This is a genomic window from Marinomonas sp. BSi20584 (assembly GCF_002792415.1).
In the GTDB taxonomy this organism is placed as follows: domain Bacteria; phylum Pseudomonadota; class Gammaproteobacteria; order Pseudomonadales; family Marinomonadaceae; genus Marinomonas; species Marinomonas polaris.
On sequence record NZ_KZ454871.1, the window covers coordinates 123,972 to 145,312 of the forward strand.

Below are 21,341 nucleotides of genomic sequence, written 5' to 3' on the forward strand. Positions count from 1 at the left end.
TTTATTTGATGTAATCAGTCTAGGCTTGCGACTCAACTTGATCAATATACATCCAGTTAACCCATCATTTCATTTTAATCAACAATCTAATAAAAAAGACTGCTTGAGTTTCTTTTCGATTAAAAAAAGAAAACCTTCATCATTTGATCGATGAAGGTATCTTCTTAGCCATTAGGCTTTCTCATGCTTGCCTTTTTCATAGGTATAGACACGCAGACGATGGCCATCAGGATCGAGCGCGGTGAACGTCGTGCCAAAGTCCATTTCGGTTGGTTCTTGAATAATGTCGACGCCCAGCTCTCTCCATTTGGTGTAATGGATTTGTAGAGTAATCAGATTATCAAGAGCTAGTGCTACTTCCATGCTACCTGCTGGTACATCGTTGGCTTTTGGCAATACGCTTTCTCGCGCCCATAAGCCAAATTTTGTTCCCGTTTCCGAGACAAACAAAGCAAAACCTTCGGTCGACTCGACAGGCTCCCGGCCAAACAAAGGACGATAAAAATCTACACTGCGCTGAACATTATCTACATATAAGATGGTGAAATTTGAGAGATCCATACTGATATTCCTATTTGCTGTTTATATTTCACGTTAAAAGTTTAGTACTTCAAATCGGGCTTTCACCCGATAAAATGAGAATAAACAGACAGAGTGTCAGATCTTGTCAGCAGTGATGCAAAACACCGGGGGTTTTATTAAGAAGGCTTGGACTCATGAAAGGTTGCGCGCCATTGCTTGAGCAATAAATGACGAGGTGTAGTGTAGCGAGTGTCGATTAACTCACTCGACAGAATTAGGTCAGTACGAAAGTTACGAATTTCTTGGCGCAGTTCACACCAAGCAACCAACACACGAACCTCGTCAAAATAGCCCAAAGCAAATGGCCAGATACGGCGCTGAGTGTGTTTGCCTTTCAAATCTCGATAATCAATAGAGAGGATTTTCTCGTCACGAATGGCTTGGCGAACTTCGGCCATATCAACCGTATCTGTGGTCGATTCTTTACTCGGGCCAATCAGCAAAGTCGTATCATCAAGGATGTCTTTTAATTCTACTGGTAGTACGGCAGCAATTTTATTCAAGGCGTTTTGCGCACCATTGCTTAATTGGCTATCGGTACGTTGCGCGACCCAACGGGCACCTAACACCAAGGCTTCTATTTCTTCCTCAGTAAACATTAACGGCGGCAGAAGAAAACCCGGTTTGAGTACGTATCCCACACCCGCTTCGCCTTCGATATTCGCGCCCTGCTCTTGCAGCGTCGCAATGTCTCGATACAAGGTACGTAAGCTCACATTGAGTTTTTCAGCCAACGTTTTCCCAGACACCGGATATCGATGGCTACGCAGTAAACCAATTAAAGTAAGCAAACGCTGGGAACGAACCACGTTGTTACTTTCCGCTAGAAGCTTGTTGATTAAGCGGATAATCCGCAAAGCCAGCTGCTAACACATCTAATGTTACTTCTCGAAAGCGTTCTAGCAATAACGCTTCGGCTTCAATCAATACATCACTAATAGCTTGGTTAACGGCGATTTCAATCGGGCATGACGTATGTTCATCAGAGAGTCCAATGGTAAACACTGAGCTTTCACCCAGAGCATTATGGATATCTAACAAAGTGATATCAGACAAAGCCATGGCCAATGACCAACCTCCGCCATGACCTTTAACCGAGGTGACGTAACCTTTGTCTCGCAAGCCAGCCATGGTGCGACGCACTACAACAGGGTTGGTATTGAGCATACTGGCAATTTTTTCAGAAGTGGCAGGCGCATCCAGCTGATTCATGTGAATCAGTACGTGCAACATGCGGGATAAACGGCTGTCTTTTCTCATCAGGGGTCTCATGGCGAATAACAATATGTATATTCTAACTCAGATTTTCATGAAACATTAAAAGTATCGTGAGTTGACTTTAGAATTTCATGTAACTTATGATGTTATTTAATATCTCTATGTTTAACAGGAATGAGGAACAACTCAATGCAACTTGACGTTATCGTAATTGGTGGAAGCTTTGCTGGATTGTCTGCCGCCATGCAGCTAGCAAGAGGACAAAGAAAAGTTACTGTAATTGATGCTGGAGAACCGAGAAATCGTTTCTCTGATGAATCTCATGGATTTTTCGGACTAGACGGCGTATCACCTTTCGCCATTCAACAAGAAGCCTATCGTCAGCTACTAAAATATCCCACAGTGGACATCGTCAAAGGCAAAGCCGTGGCGGTCGAAAAAAAACCTTCAGCATTTCATGTAACGCTTGAAGACAATACAAGCCTTCACAGTAAAAAACTCATATTAGCCACAGGATTAAGAGATGAATTGCCGGCTATACCAGGTTTAAAAGAACGCTGGGGGGCGACGGTGATTCACTGCCCCTATTGTCATGGCTATGAAGTACGTAACCAGCCACTTGGAGTTATAGCAACCAGTCCGCTATCTACCCATCAGGCTGGAATGATTCCGGATTGGGGGCCGACAACCTACTTTACTCAAGGTCTATACGAACCGGATGAAGAGCAGCGCGCTTTTTTACTAAAACGTGGTGTTACTATTGAAAGCACTCCAGTATTAGAAGTACTAGGACGAGCGCCGGAAATGTCATCGGTCTATCTTGCAGATGGTCGTACGATTCGTTTAGCGGCTCTATTTGTAGGGCCAAAAACTCACATGGCAAGCCCGTTTGCAGAACAACTTGGATGCGAATTTGAAGAAGGTCCGCTAGGTCTAGTGATTAAAACTGATCCATTTAAGCAGACTTCTGTGGAGGGCGTTTTTGCTGCTGGTGATGTATCCAACCCAATGCAAAATGCTACCTTAGCATCGGCTTCTGGCGTAATGGCTGGAGTCGGAGCTCATCAATCATTAATGCACGATTAAACCTTTGGTTTATCTTAGAGGTGGATTATAAATATCCACCTTGGCTTAATTCTTCTATTCCTATCTTCTTTTATTAGATACTAGAGTGAAAATCTCGTGTAATGAATATCTCCTTTTCTGCGCTTTTAAGCGCCTACTTTCTACTCTATCCGTGTTGATAGCGCTTATTAAGTAAACACCACGTCATGATTGGGCAATATCAGATGACATAAGAACCATAGGTATTTTTCATGTCATTTTTTAAGCATGAAAAAACGCGTTATGCTAATGAAAAGAACAACCAACATAGATATTTATCAGGAGATAAAACATGTCTTTTAACATAGCAAAACGCACGCTTCTCAGCAGTATTATTGCAGCGTCTTCAGTATCAACATTAGCGCTTGCACAACAACAGGAAGGGTTCACCGTCACCCCAAGCATCGGCTATTACAACATGGACAGCGATAGAGATACCAAGGATGATACAGCTTACTCTTTAGGTCTAGGTTACCAATTCAACAATCCATGGGCTGTAGAGTTTGTTTACCTAAATGCAGACTCTAAACAATCTAGTGGAGGTGGTGACGTCGATGTAGATCAATACCGCTTGGATGGCTTATATCATTTGCCTAGTATCAACTCGCTTAACCTAACACCTTATTTAGCTGCAGGTGTTGGTACGGCTGATTTCAGTAACGGCAGTAATAACAACACACAAGTAAATGCCGGTGGCGGTTTGAAATACGCTATCAATGATACTGTTTCATTACGTGCGGACTTCCGTCTGGTCGATGACATCGAAGATCATCATCTCGATAATGTTACCTCTCTGGGCGTACAAATGACCTTTGGTGGCTCTTCTAACAATTCAACACCATCCACAAATGATTCTGTCGAAGCTTACGAACAGTCTTATACTCAAGCAGAGCCGGAACCAGCTGCACAGCCACAACAAGCCGAGCAACCGGAAGTCATTAACTCAGAACCAGCTGAACAAGTTCAAGAGGAACCTATTGCAGCATCACCTATGACGGAAGAAACGACCCAACAGCCTGAGATAGTTGCTGAACCACCAGGAAAAATTAATATTCAATTTGGCCTTAACAAAACCAACGTTGAGCAGAAGTTTTATCCAGAAATAGAAAAAATCGCCATCTTCCTTAAAGAAAACCCAGGAAGCACTGTGATGATTGAAGGCCATACAGATAACTCTGGTGCCGCAAGCTACAACCAAAAACTGTCTGAAAAACGCGCTAAAGCCATCGCAGAGGTGCTAACGAACACCTTTGAGATCTCAGCAACACGCGTTGAGGCTATTGGTTACGGTGAAGAAAGACCTTTCGTTGAAAATGATACCGAAGCACATCGTGAAGCCAATCGCCGAGTTGTCGCTATTATCTCAACCAGCGAAGTATAGAAAAGACTCTCGTCTAGGCTCTTATTTGTGATGAGTTTTTATTCGCTTAAATAGCCTAATGCTTAAAAAAAACGCTCGATATTTTATATCGAGCGTTTTTTTATTTTTACTGTTTGAATAATAAAATTTAAACACAACTCAACGATCCTGTACTGACGCTTGTTTGAACATTTGGAACTTTGTGGCCAAATGTACTTAGTCTCGTCACAATTACTTTTTACCATTTTTAAGTGAAAACTTACTGTAATAAGCAGCGCATTTCCTACACCATTTAGAGCACTTTTTAATCACTCAATTGCTTGAATATCACCACTTCAGTAAAGCTTGCGTCATGATTGAGCAGCAGAGGTTCATGTCCTATTTTTTACGCATTTTTGGTGGGGTTTTCAATGCTAAAAATCCGCGTAATCTAAATAGCGAACAACAAAACATTATGTTCATTAGGAGAAATTAATATGTCTACATCTTTTAAAAAACGCACTCTTTTTAGCGGTGTCCTAATTGCTTCATCTCTCGCTACAATGGCATATGCTGAAACACCAAAACAAGGCTTCACCGTAACGCCAAGCATCGGCTACTACAATACAGATGGTGATAGACAAGCAGGCAATGACACGTCTTACTCCATTGGTGTTGGTTACCAAACTAACAGCCCATTGGCTCTAGAAGCTGTTTACCTTCATTCAGATGCCAGCAAACACGGACGCGACAACGACCTAAATCAATACCGAGTTGATGGCCTATACAGCCTTCCTGAGTTCACTACGGTAAATCTAACGCCATACGTAGCAGCGGGTGTTGGTATAACAGACGTTGATGGCGACTCAAACAACCTACTAGTTAACGCTGGTGGTGGTGTTAAATATGCGATTAACAGCGATGTGGATCTTCGAGCAGACTTCCGCTTGGTGAAAGATATTGAAGACAGCCATTTAGATAACGTAACCTCTGTTGGTGTGCAGTACAATTTCGGTATGCCAAACCAACAAGCGTCTAATTAATTAGTCGCAAGATAATCGAATCATTCTCGGACATGGATGTACGACAAAAAAATGCCTCATGTATCCATGAGGCATTTTTTGTTTGAGAGCTAGGTAAAATCAGCGTTTAGCCGCAAGATGCTCATTGACCCCTTTGGCAGCTAAACACCCTGTCGCAAAGCAAGCCGTTAATAAATATCCGCCAGTTGGCGCTTCCCAATCCAGCATTTCACCAGCACAAAAAACACCGGGCATAGCTTTTAGCATTAGCTTGTCATCAACACTGCTTTCACATACTCCACCAGCGCTCGAAATAACTTCCTCTATCGGCTTAGTTTTGTAAAAGCTAACAGGCACCGCTTTTAAACATCGAGCTAAGGTTTCTGGCGTCTGAAAAGCTTCTTTAGGAAAGGATTCATGCAACAACACAGCTTTCACGCCAGTGATACTCAGCGTACGTTTTAAGTATTTACTAAAGGATTCTTTTGGCTTGGTATTGCGCAGTTTTTTGATAACTTGCTCTTCACTTTGCAGCGGCAGAAAATCCATCAACAAAGACGACTGACCTGAGTCGTTAATGCCATCGCGCAAGTATTTAGAAAAAGCATAAATCAAGCTGCCCTCCATCCCGTCTTGCGTGACAATACATTCACCCTTTTTCGTTACCACTTGCCCGTCTTCTAAGGTAAAAGAAAACGCCACGTCTTTAAGAGGACTACCCGCGAATTTCGTTTTTAAGTGTTCACTCCACTCACTGTAAAAACCACAGTTGGCACTTTGCAAAGGCGCCACATCAATGCCCTTTTCAGTCAATACCTGAAGCCACGCACCATCTGAACCTAGCTTCGGCCAGCTTGCACCACCCATTGCTAATACAATCGCATCAGCCTGTGCAATCACGCTTTCTCCAGCATGATCAAACACCGCCTCATTTGCCGACAAGCCGACCATTTTGTGACGCATATGAAACTGCACACCGGCGTCACGTAAGCGCTTTAACCAGTTACGTAACAAAGGGGCTGCTTTCATGTCTTTGGGGAAAACTCGGCCAGATGTGCCGACGAATGTCTCGATGCCTAAATTATGAATCCAATCACACAAGGCATCAGCATTAAACTGGCTAATCGCTGTATCCAGCCACTCGGCTTTGTCGTAATAACGCTGAATAAACTCAGGATAGGCTTCTGAATGAGTAATATTCATGCCACCAACACCTGCCAATAAAAATTTACGGCATGCACTGGGTTTGGCATCGTACACATGGACCTGATGACCTGCGGCACAAATACCTTCTGCTGCCATCAAGCCCGCAGGGCCAGCACCGACAACAATGACTGTTTTTTGCGTTTGCACCGCTTCTTGCATACTTACCAACATCACTTCAAAGAGTTACTAAAAAGAAGCGCATGATAAAGAATTTTGACTCACGCCCCAATGATTTCTAGCAAAAAACACACATTAAACCATTAAGACTTAGGTCGGCTCTGCACCCCTGCCGTCAAGGCAAGGCGCATGGCTTCTTCTACACCAATGTCCAATTCGGTCAAACGATCACGGGAAATATAAAGCGTCATACCGCCAATTTGATAACTTAACGGCACATAAACACCAACTAAATCTTGTTCGCCAAAGAGCTGTTGTCCAGTTTGTTCACCGGTAATGAAACCAATTACCTGAGCGCCATTCCATTCAATTGCCACAACGCTCTTCATTTCCTTCTTTTCCGCCAAGTTAAATACCATCATCATGTCTTTAATGGCACCATATATGGACTTCACTAACGGAATACGCTCAAAAATGTTATGGCTCAACTTCACCAAATAACGAAAGCCATATAAATTCACTAAAAAACCAATCAAGACCAACATCGCCAAACTGGCAATTAGACCTAACCCTGGAAAATACAGCGCATCTGGGATCAGCAATAATAACAACGGCTGGGCAATGGCTTCGCCTGTCGCCAATAACCAGTAGATCAGATACACAGTCAAACCAATTGGTAAAACTGCCACTAACCCTTTAAGCAATAACGTAATCAATTTATTCATGTTTAAAATGATCCTATAAAATTGTTCACAGCATACCGCAAGCTTTGTGCCACTCCTATGACTCTGACAAGACTTAACGAAAAGATTGCCGAAACACCGCCATCCTTATACCCTTTTGTGCAATAACTACTTAGTTAAGGCCCTTACGGAGTAACAATATGAACTACAAACGCCTAGAAACCTTCGTCTGGGTTGCCTCGTTAGGTAACTTCCGTAAAGCCGCAGAGCGACTTCATACTACGCAACCCGCCATTTCGGCTCGAATTTCTGGATTAGAGGCCGAGCTAGGCGTCAAACTTTTCGAACGAGAAGGCGGTTCCAGCCCGATTATGCTGACATCGAAAGGCAAAGAATTACTCCCTTACGTAGAAAAAATTCTTTATCAAACCGAACAATTACGAAAACGCGCTGGCCTTTCCACCGCCTATTCTGGCGTATTACGTTTGGGCGTGTCAGAAACTATAGTGAACACTTGGCTGCCTGATTTTTTGTCACGCCTCAACAAAGACATGCCAAACCTTGATGTGGAAATGACAGTCGATATTACGGCCAATTTGAGCAATGGAATAAAAGACAGATCTTTGGATTTAGGGCTGTTAATGGGGCCAATTTCCGAGCCAAACATCGTTAATCGCGAGCTTTGTACTTTTTCTCTATCTTGGGTCGCCAGCCCGAATTTGAACTTGCCGGATCGACTTTTGTATTTAGAAGAGTTAGCTAAGTGGCCCATCATTACTTACGCTCGAGCCACCAAACCTTATGTAGAAATCAATCAAAAATTCCGCGAGCTCGATGGACCTCCGGCACACTTTTTTGCTTCGACATCATTGGCCGCTTGCCGCAGTTTAGCCATTGATGCAGTAGGGATCTCAACCCTACCTAACATCATGATTACAAAAGAATTAGAGGCTGGAAGCCTACGCAAAATAAGAGCGGTTTGGACTCCCAGCGACCTTACTTTCACCGCATCCTATTCTGATGAGCCATTTAACCCTCTCGCAGAAGTAGCAACCGACCTCGCAGTGATCGCCGCCCAGGAATACAGCAAGAAGCAAACTCAATAACTAGCGTCTTAGAATAGACTCCAATTTTTTCGCCAGATCCAATAATACCTGATCCATACCATTGCCAGCTGTCAACAGCAGCCCCATCGGCTCTTGTTTAAAACGAAACGGCAAAGAAATGCTACAACCGTTTAACACATTGGCTAACGAAGTATTGCGTAGACATAATAAGTTTAAACGATCGTATTCGGAATCTAGCTCTAAATCAGACAATTTAGGTGCGGCAACAGCAACGGTCGGCAGCAAGAAAACCGTATTTGGCTCAGCCTCTGACACCTGTTTAATAAACGCCTTGCGAGCTGCTTGAGTCTGCTGAAAATCCTCAGCATTAATGGTTTTAGCTCGGGCGAGACGAGAAGCCACTCGTGGGTCAATGTCAGCTTTTTCCAAGTCATAATCTTGGCTATAGAAAGCCTGACTTTCAAACGCTGAAAACTGCCAAACCGGCAAGGTTTTGTAAACTTCTAGCGCATCAATAAAACGTCGTTCGACCACCACGCCAGCCGCTTCAAGCTGAGCTAGTTTCTCGGCAAAACCTTCTTCAACCAGCGCATCCAAATCATTCATACCAAAGTTACTTGGTACGACAATGCGTAATTCATCAGCGTCTGAGCTTTTTTCTGTCTCAGATGAAGTCGTTGTTCCAGACAATACCTGCCACAGCAACTCACACTCTTCTACAGTCTTGGCAATAGGGCCAACTGAATCAAGCGAGTCTGATAATGGCAAGCAGCCTTTTCTCGATACGGTTTGTTGTGACGGTTTAAAGCCAGTTAAACCACAAAACGCAGCAGGAATACGTAATGAACCGCCCGTATCTGTGCCAAGTGCGGCATCGGCTATTCCCAAGGCAATCGACGCCGCGCCACCACTGGTTGATCCTCCAGTAATGCGGCCAGCCTTAATCGGATTATCTGGCGTACCGTAATGGGGATTTAACCCTAATCCCGAATACGCCAGCTCTGTCATATTGGTATGACCTAAGAAACTTGCACCGGCTTTTCTTAACTGAGCAACAGCAGTAGAGTCTTGCTCTGCAAGTTGTTGGCTAATAAACACCGAGCCTGCTTGCGTCTTATAGCCTTCCACTTGAAACAGGTCTTTGATCGAGACAATAGCTCCATTCAACGGCCCTTGTTGAGGCTCAACATAATCAAAAAGCTCAGTAAAAACCGCTTGGCCTTTTGAATCGATAATATCTAAAGCACTCTTCCACTTGGCAATAAGATTTCTATCCTGCCAAGCAAAATTCGATGATTTTGGTTGCGTCATAAATTAGCTCGCTACTAGATGTTTTTGGATGTTTTTTGAACGATAATTTCATAAAACCACATCCTAATTTGGTCTAGGAAATTACCTCGCTTGATACGTTCCGTCAAAGGGAGAATAATCATCACTGCAGATTTGATAAAAAAAATTGATCAAATCACCCAAAAAAACACGATTAGACTTTTAAGGTAAGCTAGATCTACTCTTAGTGAACTAGATTGTGGCAAAAAAAAGGAAAGCATAAATGAAGCAAGCTACATTACCATTACTGCAACAAACGTCTGATTTACGCCAAGCGATACGCAGCAAGGCACATACAGGCGTTACTAGCGGCTTAGCTCAAGGCGCGATGCAAGGTAATGTGGTGATTTTACCAGCCGATTGGGCAAATGACTTTTTACTTTATTGCCAAAAAAACCCGGTGTCTTGTCCTTTGATTGGCGTATCTGAAGTCGGCGATTTTAGGATGCTAGAACTCGGCAACGACATTGATATGCGCCACGACATCCCAGAATACTACGTGTACCGCAATGGTGAAAAAGTCGAAAGCCGCTCAGACATTGAAGATTTATGGCAAAACGACATGGTGGCTTTTGTATTAGGTTGCTCTTTTTCTTTTGAACATGCGTTATCACAAGCTGGACTCACACCAAGAAACATAGAAGAAGACGTGAACGTCTCTATGTTCGAAACCAATATTGCTACCGTACCAGCAGGTCGTTTTTTTGGTAACACAGTCGTGACCATGCGCCCTTATGTTCCAAAAGATGCCATTCGAGCGATTCAAATCACTACACGCTTTCCAAAAGCTCATGGTGCTCCACTACACTTTGGTTCACCACAAGACATTGGTATCGCAGATCTAAGCAAGCCAGATTACGGCGATGCAGTAAGCATTAAAGATGGAGAAGTCCCTGTATTTTGGGCGTGTGGCGTCACACCACAAGTTGCCATTCGCAATGCCAAGCCACCGATTTGCATTACACACGCACCAGGAAAAATGCTGGTGACAGATATTTTAGATACGGATCTCGCTGTGCTATAGCGTTTTTCAGGACCTTGAATGATACCTCGCAGGTAGTAACTACCGCGTCTTTGATAATAAAAAACGAACAACAACATCAAAAAATAGGAACGAATACTATGTCAAAATTAACCAACGCATTACTCATTAGCAGCGTCGCTATTGGCGGCTTTACTTCTACCGCCAGCTTTGCCGAAAAATGGCACATGCCAACGCCTTATGGTGATGGCAACCTACAAACACAAATCGCTTATACCTTCACCAAAGAAATCAGAGACAATACCAATGGTGATCTTGATATAACGGTTCACTCTGGTGGTTCTTTGGTAAAGCACACTGAAATTCCACGTTCTGTGAAATCAGGACAAGTACAAATGGGTGAAGTATTCTTGGGTATTTTGGGCAATGAAAACCCGATTTACAAACACGATAATATTCCATTTTTAGCGACGTCTTTTGAAGACGCAAAAAGATTGTGGGAAGCGGCTAAACCCTCTATCGCCAAGGAACTTGATAAAGACGGCATGATGCTGCTTTATACGGTAGCGTGGCCAGCACAAAGCCTTTACAGCAAAGAGCCAGTGAACAGCTTGGCCGATCTAAAAGGTCAAAAAATGCGTGCTTACAGCCCAACGCAATCTCGCCTTGCTGATTTAATGAATACCACGCCAATGACCATTCAAACGCCTGATATTCCTCAAGCTTTTAGTACTGGTATTATCCAAGCCATGATCACTTCGCCATCAACAGGCGTTGATAGCCAAGCTTGGGATTACGTGAACTATTACACAGATGTAAAAGCGTGGATTCCAAAAAACATCGTTGTAGTGAATAAGCGAGCTTTCCGTCGTTTGGATAAAGCGACTCAGCAAGTAGTACTAGATGCTGCGAAAAATGCCGAAGCGGCAGGCTGGACTCAAATCGCGGCACGCGCGGCGAAAGACAAAGCAACCTTGCTTGAAAATGGCATGGTGGTATCGGATCCATCGCCTCAATTAGTTGAAGAACTAAAAGCCATTGGCAAAACGATGACAGAAGAATGGAAAGCAGAAGCACCAAAAGAAATTGGTGAAATCCTGACTCGTTACCAGAACTGATTATCAAGAGTCTTTAACTGGTAACAAAAGACTCTTGGATAAAAACGTGTCCTCCTAACACCCCTAGTTTTTTGTTGGTTACAACATGAAGCTAGGTGGTGTCTTCCAAGCAAAAAGTGAACACTATGAGCCAATTAAAAGAAAAACTTTACCTCTGTTCTGGCCTGTTGTCCGGTTTGTGTATCGTTATTATTACCTTGCTTTTATTAGCACAAATCATCGGTCGTTTATTCGGTTTTATTGTCCCCTCTGCGGAAGATTTCGCTGGCTATGCGCTTGCGGCATCAACCTTTCTTGGGTTGGCTTATACCTTTCGTGAAGGCGGCCATATTCGTGTCACCTTGCTGATTCAACGATTTTCTCCGCTACCTCGCAGGATACAAGAAGTCGTGATTCTAATCTTATCCTTCGGGTTACTGTGCTATTTATCCTACGCCTGCTCTTACATGGTGTACGAATCTTATATTTATGACGAAGTGTCTTATGGCTATGTGCCTATTCCGCTTTGGATTCCGCAACTGCCTGTGGCTATTGGTATGATCGCGCTTAACCTCGCCATTTTAGATGCATTAATCACAGTATTGCGGGGCAAAAAACCCACTTATAGTGAACAAGAAGACGCTCTGTCTTTGGAGGAAATCTAATGGATATGATGTGGATTTCTATCCTATTGGCGTTTGCCATGCTCGCCCTTTTATCGCTTGGTGTTTGGGTGTCTTTTACCCTAATCGCCATTGGTGGCTTGGGCTTAATTCTTTCCGAAAATTATCAGGTAGATTTGCTTTTCGCGACTTCTAGCTGGGGTGCAAGTACTGCGTGGTCACTTACCGCTTTGCCATTGTTTATTTGGATGGGCGAAGTGCTGTTTCGTACTCGCTTATCAGAAGATTTATTCAAAGGTCTGTCGCCTTGGTTGGGCGGCGTACCGGGGAAATTGCTACATGTGAACATTCTCAGCTGTGGCATTTTTGCTGCGGTATCGGGTTCTTCTGCGGCAACGGCTGCGACCATTGGACGCATGACTTTGCCTGAGCTTCGCAAGCAAGGTTACAGCGACCGCATGGCCATCGGCACCTTGGCAGGATCTGGAACATTGGGTCTGTTAATTCCACCATCGATTATTTTGATTGTGTATGGCGTGGCGGCAGAAGTGTCTATCGCACGTTTGTTTATCGCTGGCGCTTTGCCAGGCTTGTTATTAGTCACCCTGTTTATGGGCTTTACCATGATATGGGGACATCTACATAAGGACGAATTACCTAAAACTACGGGTCATGAAACCAGCTGGTCAGCACGCATCAAAGGTTTGCGTAAACTCTTACCAGTCGTCGGGTTGATCGGCTTTGTTTTAGGATCTATTTACGGTGGTATTACGACGCCAACCGAAGCTGCTGCCATTGGTGTGGCGGGTGCTTTAGTACTTGCGGCATTCACTGGATCATTAAGTCGTCATAGCTTTATGGACAGCTTATTAGGTGCAGTGAAAAGCTCTTGTATGATTGGTTTTATCCTAGTTGGCGCGCACTTTTTGACGCTGGCGATGGGCTTTTTGGGTATTCCTAAAGCCTTAGCTTTGTGGATTTCTGGCATGTCTTTGTCGCCTATGGAATTGATCTTATACCTCACAGTATTGTTTGTGATATTAGGCTGTTTCTTAGATGGTATTTCTGTGGTGGTGCTGACTGTTGCAGTCATCTTACCTATGGTACAAGCGGCGAATATTGATCTGTTATGGTTTGGTATCTTCATAGTGTTAGTGGTGGAAATGTCGCAAATCACCCCGCCCGTTGGTTTCAATCTCTTTGTGATTCAGGCTCTGACGGGGAAAAATATTTTGTATGTTGCAAAAGCTGCCCTGCCGTTCTTTTTACTGATTGGCGTAGCCATCTTGTTAATCAGTATTTTTCCTGAAATTGTCACGTACTTACCAACGACCATGTCTCAAAACTAACCTCTTTTAACAGTAAAAAGGCACGAGGAACCAAACATGAAATTAAATTGCGATATGGGCGAAGCTTTCGGCGCTTGGAAAATGGGTTTAGACGATAAAATCATGCCGTTTGTGGACCAAGCAAACATCGCTTGCGGCTTCCATGCTTCCGATCCACTGACCATGGCAAAAACCGTTGCCTTGGCAAAACAGCATAATGTCACCATTGGCGCGCATCCAGCTTATCCAGACTTAGTTGGCTTTGGCCGTCGTAATATGGACATCGCACCCGCTGAACTAAAGGCGTTGATTCAATACCAAATTGGCGCGTTAAAAGGTATCTGTGAAAGCCAAAACACCCAAGTAGATTACGTCAAACCCCATGGTGCTTTGTACAATACCATGATGGCGGATTTCTCTGTATTAGACACGGTGATGCAAGCGGTGAGCGAGCTAGACGCGACCATGCCACTGATGGTGATGGCCGTGCCAGAAGCTCCTGAAATCCAGAAGATGGCAAAAAAATACGGTATCCGAGTTTGGTTTGAAGCTTTTTCTGATCGTTTATACACAGACGAAGGTCGCCTGACGCCACGCAAAGAACCAAACGCGGTTCACGCCAGTTTTGACTTGATCGAAAAGCAAGTCGAGCAATTATGCGAAACAGGCACATTAACGACCACCTCGGGCAAGCAACTGGCAATCCACGCCGACACTATTTGTGTGCATGGCGATGGTGCTCATGCAGTGGATGCTGTTACACGCATTCGGACTCTGGTTGATCGACTAAATCTTAATCAGCCCAGTAAGAAAAACGCGAAATAAATTATGAGCCGTGAAGATTTCCCGAACATAGAAATGGTCAGTAATCAGGCCTGCTTATTGACCTTTAGTCAGGTGATTAGCGAAGCGACCTCCAATTACATTGCTCAAGTCACACAACACTTGGTGAAGCTGGCGGGGATTGTGGACTTGGTGCCATCCTACACCACGCTTTTGGTGGTATTTGATGACGATCATTATGACCGCTTTGCGATTTTTAAAACCATTCGCCAGACTATAGAAGCCATTGATCCTAATGACTTTTCAGTCAAAGATCAGCGCGAAGTGGTGATTCCGGTGTATTACGGCAAGGAAGTAGGGCCAGATATCGAAGACGTTGCTAGTCATTGCAAGTTGAGCATAGACGAAGTGATTAAACGTCACCAAGAGACAACCTATCGAGCCTACGCCATTGGTTTTACGCCGGGGTTTGCTTTCTTGGGTAATACACCCGATGAACTTCATGTGCCAAGAAAAACCACGCCGCGCTTAAAAGTTCCCGTTGGCAGCGTGGCGTTAGCAGAAAATCAAACGGCGGTTTATCCAAGCGTGACACCAGGTGGATGGCAAATTATCGGTCGCACTCCGGTCAATTTGATTGATTGGGGCAGCAAGAATCTCGCACTAATCGCCATGGGAGATTCGGTGCGATTCGAGCCTATTTCTCGGGATGAATTCTTAGTACTAGGAGGTCAGCTCGATGGCTTTTAAAGTAATCAAAACCGGCTTGTTGGCGCTGATTCAAGACTTGGGTCGCCACGGTCATCAATCTATTGGCCTAACCACTGGCGGACCGATGGATGAAGTTGCCTTTCGTTGGGCCAACGCTCTACTCGATAACGACAGTAATAGCCCAGAGATCGAAATCACCTTTGGCATGTTCATATTAGAAGCGCAAGCCGATACCAGCATCGCCATCACCGGAGCGGATCTTGCAGCAACGCTGAACGACAAAAGCATCACGCCTTGGCAAACCTACGCCATTAAAAAAGGCGATGTATTAGCCTTCCACCAGCCAGTTTGGGGCTTGCGAGCTTACCTCGCAGTAAAAGGCGGTTTTCACTGCGAGCCGACGCTAGGCAGTGTTGCCACGGTGGTGCGTGAAAAAATTGGCGGACTCACTGGCAAAGGTGACAAACTGCAAAAAGGCGATCTATTAGCCTATCAAGCTTTCTCGGGCCATGAAAAAAGATCAGTGCCTCGCTTAGCGATTCCAAATTATGGCAACAAAGAAATACCGGTCATTTTAGGTTATCAGTATCAGTCTTTTTCCTCGTTAGATCGCGCCAACTTTTTCTCTAGCGATTACACAGTATCGTCCAACTCAGACCGCATGGGCTATCGCTTGGAAGGCAAAGAAGTACACAGCGACCTGAAAGGAATTATTTCGGAAGGCATTGCTTATGGTGCGATTCAAGTTCCAAAAGATGGCCAACCGATTGTCTTATTGCAAGATAGGCAAACCATCGGTGGCTACCCGAAAATGGGCTGCGTAACCCGTGTTGGCGGTGGCATTCTTGCCCAACAAAAGCCGGGCGATATTATCCAGTTCACTCCCATCACTGTCGATCAGGCCGAGCAAGAACGCCATTTGCAAATGGCTCGACTTACTCAGTGGCGTTAATATTTTCTTATCAATACAAAGCTGGGTAACCAGCTTTGACATTTACTTACCAAACTTACATTTCATTCCTGTATTTTTATCTTAGACTGATAACTCACTACTTTGCCTATCGTATCGGCGGGATTGAGTCTGTTTATGATATTAAGAGTCCTTGTTTGCCTAACTCTGTCGCTTTTTTTATTGGGTGAAAAAGCCTATTCATCCGAGTTACGTTTTGGTTTTACTGGTCCATTAACAGGTCCAAATGCCTTTACGGGAACTCAGGTGATTCGCGGCATAGAGTTAGGCTTTAAACGTATCAATGACAGCAAGAAACTGAACTATCAACTTTTATTAGTTCCCTTAGACGATGGCTATGAGCCAAGTCGAACGCCTTCCCAAGTCACTACTCTAATCAAGGATTATGGGGTAAAAGCAATGTTAGGCAGCGTTGGAACACCAACCAACCTTGCATCTCTTGATGTTTTATCAAAAAACGATATACCACTTATTCAGCCTTTCACTGGTGCACAATCTATTCGAGCCGAGAGGTCGTCACCCTTCATTTTTAACACTCGGGCAAGCTACACAGAAGAAGCCCGTTATTTAATCAACATACTGGTAAATGATTTAGGTATAAAGCCGAATGAAATTGCGATTTTTGCACAGAAGGACAGTTACGGCGATGCAGGATTAGCCAGCACAATAGAAGCTTTAACTGGCGCTGGACTCAAAGATCCAGCGTCAATATTGCAGATTCGACATCAACGAAATAGTAGCGAAGTAAGTAATTCGGTTGCAGATGTCTTAGGTGTTTTTCCGATACCAAAAGCCATTATCATGATCAGCACTTATGACACAAGCGCCAACTTTATTAAGCAGCTTGAGGCCTTTGACATCTCACCACTGTTTGCTGCTTTTTCATTTACGGGATTGGAGGCATTACAAGCACAAATTAGCGACACTAAGGCAAAGATATTAATGACTCAAACAACCCCTTCGCTAAATAATTGGAAATCGCCAATCATCAAACAACTGAGAAAAGACATGGTTCGCTTTGGAGACATGGCTCCTCCAACAACAATGCAATTGGAAGGTTACATTAATGCTCTCATTGTTGGACAAGCTCTTTTGCCATTAAAAGACATTCCTACCAGCAAAGAAATTGAAGACAGCTTAAAAAAACTTGCGAGGGATAATTATGACTCTCAGGAACAAAACGAACTGTATGTTTTAAACATCAAAAAACGACATATTTGGGTGCAACTTATTACCAATGGTGTATTACAAGAATTATCTTACGCTGACATACAGTGACCAGTTATTAAACGAGAAACTTAGTAGATTCATATTATGATGACATTAGATCGACATCACTTATCCATCTCTCCTTTGGTGTGGCTCTTAGCCTTCGTTGCCTTAATATCATCAATCATCGGCGCAACAATATTAACCATTACCCTACAAGAACTCACAAAACAAAGATTGGACCTAAGAACACAGCAAACAAAATTATTAAATGCGTCCGCAGAATTGAGAGAGATAGTCCCAGCCTACCGCAGCCAACTTCGCCAGGCATTGTTTGAAGGCTCAGATCCCACAGCAAATAACAAATATAATATCGACCTTTATTACCAAGCTATTGCTACACTTGAATCAGAATCTAATGATGCACAAACACAAATCTTCAGTTCGCAATTAGTAGACCGAGGACAAACAATATTAGACACAACAAAGCTAATTACTGACTGGTACAACCGCCGATCTCGCCATTTTTTAGATGAGGAACAGCTCAACTATAAAAACGAAGCCCTAAGTCACTTAAATCAATTAAAAAGTTTAACTTACGCCATAACAGGTCAAAATCGTTTACAAGAAAACTTTCTAATCTACCAATACAACACTTCTCCTTATGAAAAAAGAGATGAACTTGCGAGAGAATATTTAAAGTTACGCTTATCACGTCTTGAGTCCGCCCTAAATACCGCTATGGAAGACATTAGCACGCTTGAAGTTGCGCTCAATGTCATGATTGTCTCAAATTCATTGAGCGTCATTACAGACCTCAAAGATAATCAAATCAAGTCTTCCCTAGATCGTCTCGATTACGTTATTGCAGAGTCAGCAAAGATCCATCCAGAAACGGCCAAAAAATTACAACAAGAAAGAAACGCTTTAGGTAATACACTTTTTGGTGAAGGATACTTTTTTGATAATACGGAACAGGTCATAAAATTGGGTCAAAGCGGTCTTTTTGAAGAGCGAATAGAACACATTTCTCTTGAGGAAGAAAAAATTGAACTCATCAACTTATTAGAAATAACATTTTTACCCTTACCAAGATTAATGGATCAAATTGGCGAGTTCGTTCAACTTAATTCAAAAAACTTAGAGCAAAAAATCGAAGATCAATTAACGGAAGTTAAAACTCGTATTCTTTGGATTAGTGGCATATCTATCACCATATTATTGCTATTAGCCTGGGCTATTTCTCGTAAAGTCACTCGACAACTTTCTGGTTTTATAGAGAGTGAAGAACGTTTCCGCTCGATGTTTGAAATCACACCAGACCCTGTATGGATTCTAATGAATCAAAAAATGGTGGAATGCAATAACGCCGCGGTTAAAGCACTTCAATACCCAACAAAAGAAGCCTTATTAGGCTCAGAAATGTATGACATTTCTCCAGAAAAACAAACCAATGGCGTGCTTTCGTCATCAAGTTTAAATAGCCATTTTGAACAAGTAAGCTTATGTGGAAACACTAGAACTGAATGGGTTTTCCAGCGCCATGATGGCGAGCTGATCTACGCAGATATGACTATTCTATCGATTTCTTTTAATAACCATCCTGCCACTATTATCTCCTGGCGAGACGTGACAGAAAAATTCATGTCACAGCAGTCATTAGCCCAATATAAAGTCAAACTCGAAAATGACATTGCATTGCAAACAGCGGAACTGCAAACAGCAAAAGAAGCGGCAGAAAATGCCAACCAAGCAAAAAGCGAATTCCTTGCCAATATGAGTCATGAGATCCGTACACCAATGAATTCCATTATTGGTATGTCGTCTTTAGCACTGCAAACACCTTTAAATGATAAACAACGTGGTTATATCGAAAAAGTCAGTCATTCTGCCGAATCACTTCTCAACATTATTAATGACATTTTAGACTTTTCAAAAATTGAAGCGCGTAAAATGGACATTGAGAACGTGCCTTTCATGCTACCTAGCTTGATCCACAAGGTAGCGCACGTACTGGAGCTAAAAATAGAAGAAAAAGGCCTAGAGCTGATTATAGATATTGATGCTGAAGTGCCTCAGCAAGTCATTGGAGATCCCACCAGACTACGACAGATTTTGCTTAATCTCGGCAATAATGCGGTTAAGTTCACTCAACAAGGTGAAATCATCATCCGCGCCGCGTATTCAAAAAATAATCAGGATGAAAACATTATCCACTTCTCGGTTCAAGACACTGGAATAGGCATCAGTAAAGACAAGCAAAACAATCTCTTCCAATCTTTTTCTCAAGCCGATACATCAACCACACGGCGCTTCGGCGGCACAGGTCTTGGGCTTGCCATATCAAAACGACTTATTCAGCTAATGGGTGGGGATATTTGGGTAGAAAGTGAAGAGAATAAAGGAAGTACCTTTCACTTTACAATAAATCTTCAGGCAGCCGAAAATGTGCCTTCTCAATACGCCTTAAACAGCCATACCAATTTAAGCCAAGTCATGGTCGTTGATGACAACAACAGCGCAAGAGACGTATTAAAAGCCAGCGTAGAAGCGCTCGGGCTTAGCTGTCATGCCTGCAGCAGTGGACACGAAGCAATTCAATATATTGCTTCATTAAAAGCCAGCTCGCAGCCTTATCCACTGATGCTAATTGATTGGAAAATGCCTGAACTTGATGGCATAGACACATGTAAAGCCATCCTTGCTGAAACCCGCGACGATACGACTCTAACCATTATCATGGTAACCGCTCATCGACAAGATGACGCTCGAAAAGCCGGATCTGGTTTACCCATTTCAGCCTATTTGACTAAGCCCGTCACCACCTCAAGCTTGTTCGATCAAATCATACAGCTATGTGGCCCTGAATCGGTTTCTCTCATTGATCATAGGAGCAATAGCAATGACATTTCATTCTCTTATGAGCTCGCAGGAGCAAAAGTTTTGTTGGTTGAAGACAACGAAATCAATCGAGAATTGGCCGAGGAATTACTCGCGCGCAGTGGCATCCTTTTTACCTCTGCGACAAATGGTCAAGAGGCAATAGACTTAATAGGGTCTGATGACTTTGATTGTATTTTAATGGACTGCCAAATGCCGATCATGGACGGTTATACCGCGACTCAGAAAATACGAGCCATGACGCAATATAAAGATATTCCTATTATCGCCATGACCGCCAATGTCATGCCGGAAGACATCAAATATGCAAAAGCATCTGGCATGAATGATCACATCGCCAAACCCATTCATTTTGAAACCATGTTTAATACTTTGCGCACTTGGGTTAAAACCAGCGCAAACAACAGCAACACGGCTTTAACCACTGCCTTGCAAAACAATACAAGCAAGATAGAACTACCAGACAGCATTCATATTGATACTGAATTAGGCTTGCTGAGAACACTTACAAAACCACTTTACAGCCGATTATTAAAGCGTTTTCTGGAAACACAAACTTCCTTCATCGATGAATGTAACACAGCTATAAAAACAAATGATCTCGTATTAGCAAATAGACTGGCACACACACTAAAGGGAACCGCAGCGACACTAGGCATGATTGAACTAGCAGCATCAGCAGCCAAACTGGAAAAAGCTTTCGAAGAAGAAAATATCAATATAACGCCTATACTGATATCCGTAGAACATGATTTGAATATCATATTTAACGACCTTAGAGCGTGGCATGCGGTCAATAATGTAAATTCAGAGAAAGAGATCCTAACAACATCGTCTATGGAGCTAAGTGAATTTAGAAATAACATAAAAATATTAGCTACTTATATCGATAAAAATGTTGTTGAAGCACTTTCTCTCGCGCAGAAATTGCTTCCAAATATCACCGACAAAAATGCTAATAAAAGTATGGTGAAAGTCATCTCGGCCCTAAAACTTTATGACTTTGAGCAGGCAGCGAAGCACTTCAAAAGTCTTAGTATTAATCTTGAAAACTTTGAGCAGTAGACACA

Annotated in this window: 19 protein-coding genes; 13 read left to right on the forward strand and 6 right to left on the reverse strand. The window is 43.1% G+C overall.

Translation table 11 applies throughout. The annotated features are described in order from the left end of the window. Positions 1 to 171: 171 nt before the first annotated feature. The 3 genes from TY87_RS04545 to TY87_RS04555 all read right to left on the reverse strand — a co-directional run bounded on the left by TY87_RS04545 (position 172) and on the right by TY87_RS04555 (position 1,842). Positions 172 to 561: a VOC family protein gene (locus tag TY87_RS04545; RefSeq protein WP_100186151.1), complete on the reverse strand. Its 390-nt coding sequence runs from the start codon at positions 559 to 561 to the stop codon at positions 172 to 174. Between the two features lie 137 nt (positions 562 to 698). Beyond that, positions 699 to 1,391: a helix-turn-helix transcriptional regulator gene (locus TY87_RS04550; RefSeq protein ID WP_100186152.1), complete on the reverse strand. Its 693-nt coding sequence runs from the start codon at positions 1,389 to 1,391 to the stop codon at positions 699 to 701. Positions 1,392 to 1,395: 4 nt separating this feature from the next. Next, the gene (locus tag TY87_RS04555; protein ID WP_100186153.1) at positions 1,396 to 1,842 is read right to left on the reverse strand and encodes an Rrf2 family transcriptional regulator; all 447 of its coding nucleotides are present in this window, start codon (positions 1,840 to 1,842) and stop codon (positions 1,396 to 1,398) included. A 147-nt stretch (positions 1,843 to 1,989) separates the two neighbouring features. Here TY87_RS04555 and TY87_RS04560 point away from each other — a divergent pair, with 147 nt between their 5' ends. The 3 genes from TY87_RS04560 to TY87_RS04570 all read left to right on the forward strand — a co-directional run bounded on the left by TY87_RS04560 (position 1,990) and on the right by TY87_RS04570 (position 5,286). After that, positions 1,990 to 2,886, forward strand: a complete 897-nt coding sequence (locus TY87_RS04560; protein ID WP_100186154.1) for an NAD(P)/FAD-dependent oxidoreductase — start codon at positions 1,990 to 1,992, stop codon at positions 2,884 to 2,886. A 310-nt stretch (positions 2,887 to 3,196) separates the two neighbouring features. Further along, positions 3,197 to 4,285 carry an OmpA family protein gene (locus TY87_RS04565; RefSeq protein WP_100186155.1) on the forward strand — a complete coding sequence of 363 codons (1,089 nt, stop codon included), beginning with the start codon at positions 3,197 to 3,199 and terminating at the stop codon, positions 4,283 to 4,285. Between the two features lie 455 nt (positions 4,286 to 4,740). After that, positions 4,741 to 5,286 (forward strand): porin family protein, encoded by a 546-nt coding sequence (locus TY87_RS04570; protein WP_100186156.1) that lies wholly within the window; start codon positions 4,741 to 4,743, stop codon positions 5,284 to 5,286. Between the two features lie 99 nt (positions 5,287 to 5,385). Here the strand turns inward: TY87_RS04570 and TY87_RS04575 are convergent, their stop codons facing one another. After that, positions 5,386 to 6,630, reverse strand: a complete 1,245-nt coding sequence (locus TY87_RS04575) for a TIGR03862 family flavoprotein (protein ID WP_100186157.1) — start codon at positions 6,628 to 6,630, stop codon at positions 5,386 to 5,388. Between the two features lie 101 nt (positions 6,631 to 6,731). Then, the gene (locus tag TY87_RS04580) at positions 6,732 to 7,313 is read right to left on the reverse strand and encodes a DUF502 domain-containing protein (protein ID WP_100186158.1); all 582 of its coding nucleotides are present in this window, start codon (positions 7,311 to 7,313) and stop codon (positions 6,732 to 6,734) included. A gap of 158 nt (positions 7,314 to 7,471) precedes the next feature. On the opposite strand from TY87_RS04580, the gene TY87_RS04585 reads away from it, so the two are divergent. Further along, positions 7,472 to 8,377, forward strand: coding sequence for a LysR family transcriptional regulator (locus TY87_RS04585; RefSeq protein ID WP_100186159.1), 906 nt, complete (start codon positions 7,472 to 7,474; stop codon positions 8,375 to 8,377). Here the strand turns inward: TY87_RS04585 and TY87_RS04590 are convergent, their stop codons facing one another. After that, the gene (locus tag TY87_RS04590; RefSeq protein ID WP_100186160.1) at positions 8,378 to 9,649 is read right to left on the reverse strand and encodes an amidase family protein; all 1,272 of its coding nucleotides are present in this window, start codon (positions 9,647 to 9,649) and stop codon (positions 8,378 to 8,380) included. It lies immediately after the preceding gene. Between the two features lie 241 nt (positions 9,650 to 9,890). On the opposite strand from TY87_RS04590, the gene TY87_RS04595 reads away from it, so the two are divergent. The 9 genes from TY87_RS04595 (at position 9,891) to TY87_RS04635 (ending at position 21,336) form a co-directional block, all read left to right on the forward strand. After that, positions 9,891 to 10,691: a putative hydro-lyase gene (locus TY87_RS04595; protein ID WP_100186161.1), complete on the forward strand. Its 801-nt coding sequence runs from the start codon at positions 9,891 to 9,893 to the stop codon at positions 10,689 to 10,691. A 98-nt stretch (positions 10,692 to 10,789) separates the two neighbouring features. After that, a complete protein-coding gene (locus TY87_RS04600) occupies positions 10,790 to 11,767 on the forward strand; it encodes a TRAP transporter substrate-binding protein (RefSeq protein WP_100186162.1) in 978 nt (325 codons plus the stop codon). Between the two features lie 125 nt (positions 11,768 to 11,892). After that, the gene (locus TY87_RS04605; protein ID WP_100186163.1) at positions 11,893 to 12,411 is read left to right on the forward strand and encodes a TRAP transporter small permease; all 519 of its coding nucleotides are present in this window, start codon (positions 11,893 to 11,895) and stop codon (positions 12,409 to 12,411) included. Then, a complete protein-coding gene (locus TY87_RS04610) occupies positions 12,411 to 13,718 on the forward strand; it encodes a TRAP transporter large permease (RefSeq protein ID WP_100186164.1) in 1,308 nt (435 codons plus the stop codon). The genes TY87_RS04605 and TY87_RS04610 overlap by 1 nt, the downstream gene beginning before the upstream one ends. 36 nt (positions 13,719 to 13,754) lie before the next feature. Beyond that, positions 13,755 to 14,522 carry a 5-oxoprolinase subunit PxpA gene (locus tag TY87_RS04615; RefSeq protein WP_100186165.1) on the forward strand — a complete coding sequence of 256 codons (768 nt, stop codon included), beginning with the start codon at positions 13,755 to 13,757 and terminating at the stop codon, positions 14,520 to 14,522. Positions 14,523 to 14,525: 3 nt separating this feature from the next. Beyond that, a complete protein-coding gene (pxpB, locus tag TY87_RS04620) occupies positions 14,526 to 15,230 on the forward strand; it encodes a 5-oxoprolinase subunit PxpB (protein WP_100186166.1) in 705 nt (234 codons plus the stop codon). Then, a complete protein-coding gene (locus TY87_RS04625; protein ID WP_100186167.1) occupies positions 15,220 to 16,143 on the forward strand; it encodes a 5-oxoprolinase subunit C family protein in 924 nt (307 codons plus the stop codon). Before pxpB ends, TY87_RS04625 begins: the two co-directional genes overlap by 11 nt. 135 nt (positions 16,144 to 16,278) lie before the next feature. Continuing rightward, a complete protein-coding gene (locus TY87_RS04630; protein WP_100186168.1) occupies positions 16,279 to 17,439 on the forward strand; it encodes an ABC transporter substrate-binding protein in 1,161 nt (386 codons plus the stop codon). Between the two features lie 36 nt (positions 17,440 to 17,475). Then, complete coding sequence (locus TY87_RS04635) at positions 17,476 to 21,336, forward strand: hybrid sensor histidine kinase/response regulator (protein WP_100186169.1); 3,861 nt, start codon at positions 17,476 to 17,478, stop codon at positions 21,334 to 21,336. The last annotated feature ends 5 nt before the right edge of the window (positions 21,337 to 21,341 follow it).

What these genes read in the sequence shown, in the direction of transcription:
- TY87_RS04545 (WP_100186151.1), bottom strand. Translation starts at nt 561, where the DNA reads ATGGATCTCTCAAATTTCACCATCTTATATGTAGATAATGTTCAGCGC.
- TY87_RS04555 (WP_100186153.1), bottom strand. Translation starts at nt 1,842, where the DNA reads ATGAGAAAAGACAGCCGTTTATCCCGCATGTTGCACGTACTGATTCAC.
- TY87_RS04560 (WP_100186154.1), top strand. Translation starts at nt 1,990, where the DNA reads ATGCAACTTGACGTTATCGTAATTGGTGGAAGCTTTGCTGGATTGTCT.
- TY87_RS04565 (WP_100186155.1), top strand. Translation starts at nt 3,197, where the DNA reads ATGTCTTTTAACATAGCAAAACGCACGCTTCTCAGCAGTATTATTGCA.
- TY87_RS04570 (WP_100186156.1), top strand. Translation starts at nt 4,741, where the DNA reads ATGTCTACATCTTTTAAAAAACGCACTCTTTTTAGCGGTGTCCTAATT.
- TY87_RS04575 (WP_100186157.1), bottom strand. Translation starts at nt 6,630, where the DNA reads ATGCAAGAAGCGGTGCAAACGCAAAAAACAGTCATTGTTGTCGGTGCT.
- TY87_RS04580 (WP_100186158.1), bottom strand. Translation starts at nt 7,313, where the DNA reads ATGAATAAATTGATTACGTTATTGCTTAAAGGGTTAGTGGCAGTTTTA.
- TY87_RS04585 (WP_100186159.1), top strand. Translation starts at nt 7,472, where the DNA reads ATGAACTACAAACGCCTAGAAACCTTCGTCTGGGTTGCCTCGTTAGGT.
- TY87_RS04590 (WP_100186160.1), bottom strand. Translation starts at nt 9,649, where the DNA reads ATGACGCAACCAAAATCATCGAATTTTGCTTGGCAGGATAGAAATCTT.
- TY87_RS04595 (WP_100186161.1), top strand. Translation starts at nt 9,891, where the DNA reads ATGAAGCAAGCTACATTACCATTACTGCAACAAACGTCTGATTTACGC.
- TY87_RS04600 (WP_100186162.1), top strand. Translation starts at nt 10,790, where the DNA reads ATGTCAAAATTAACCAACGCATTACTCATTAGCAGCGTCGCTATTGGC.
- TY87_RS04605 (WP_100186163.1), top strand. Translation starts at nt 11,893, where the DNA reads ATGAGCCAATTAAAAGAAAAACTTTACCTCTGTTCTGGCCTGTTGTCC.
- TY87_RS04610 (WP_100186164.1), top strand. Translation starts at nt 12,411, where the DNA reads ATGGATATGATGTGGATTTCTATCCTATTGGCGTTTGCCATGCTCGCC.
- TY87_RS04615 (WP_100186165.1), top strand. Translation starts at nt 13,755, where the DNA reads ATGAAATTAAATTGCGATATGGGCGAAGCTTTCGGCGCTTGGAAAATG.
- pxpB (WP_100186166.1), top strand. Translation starts at nt 14,526, where the DNA reads ATGAGCCGTGAAGATTTCCCGAACATAGAAATGGTCAGTAATCAGGCC.
- TY87_RS04625 (WP_100186167.1), top strand. Translation starts at nt 15,220, where the DNA reads ATGGCTTTTAAAGTAATCAAAACCGGCTTGTTGGCGCTGATTCAAGAC.
- TY87_RS04630 (WP_100186168.1), top strand. Translation starts at nt 16,279, where the DNA reads ATGATATTAAGAGTCCTTGTTTGCCTAACTCTGTCGCTTTTTTTATTG.
- TY87_RS04635 (WP_100186169.1), top strand. Translation starts at nt 17,476, where the DNA reads ATGATGACATTAGATCGACATCACTTATCCATCTCTCCTTTGGTGTGG.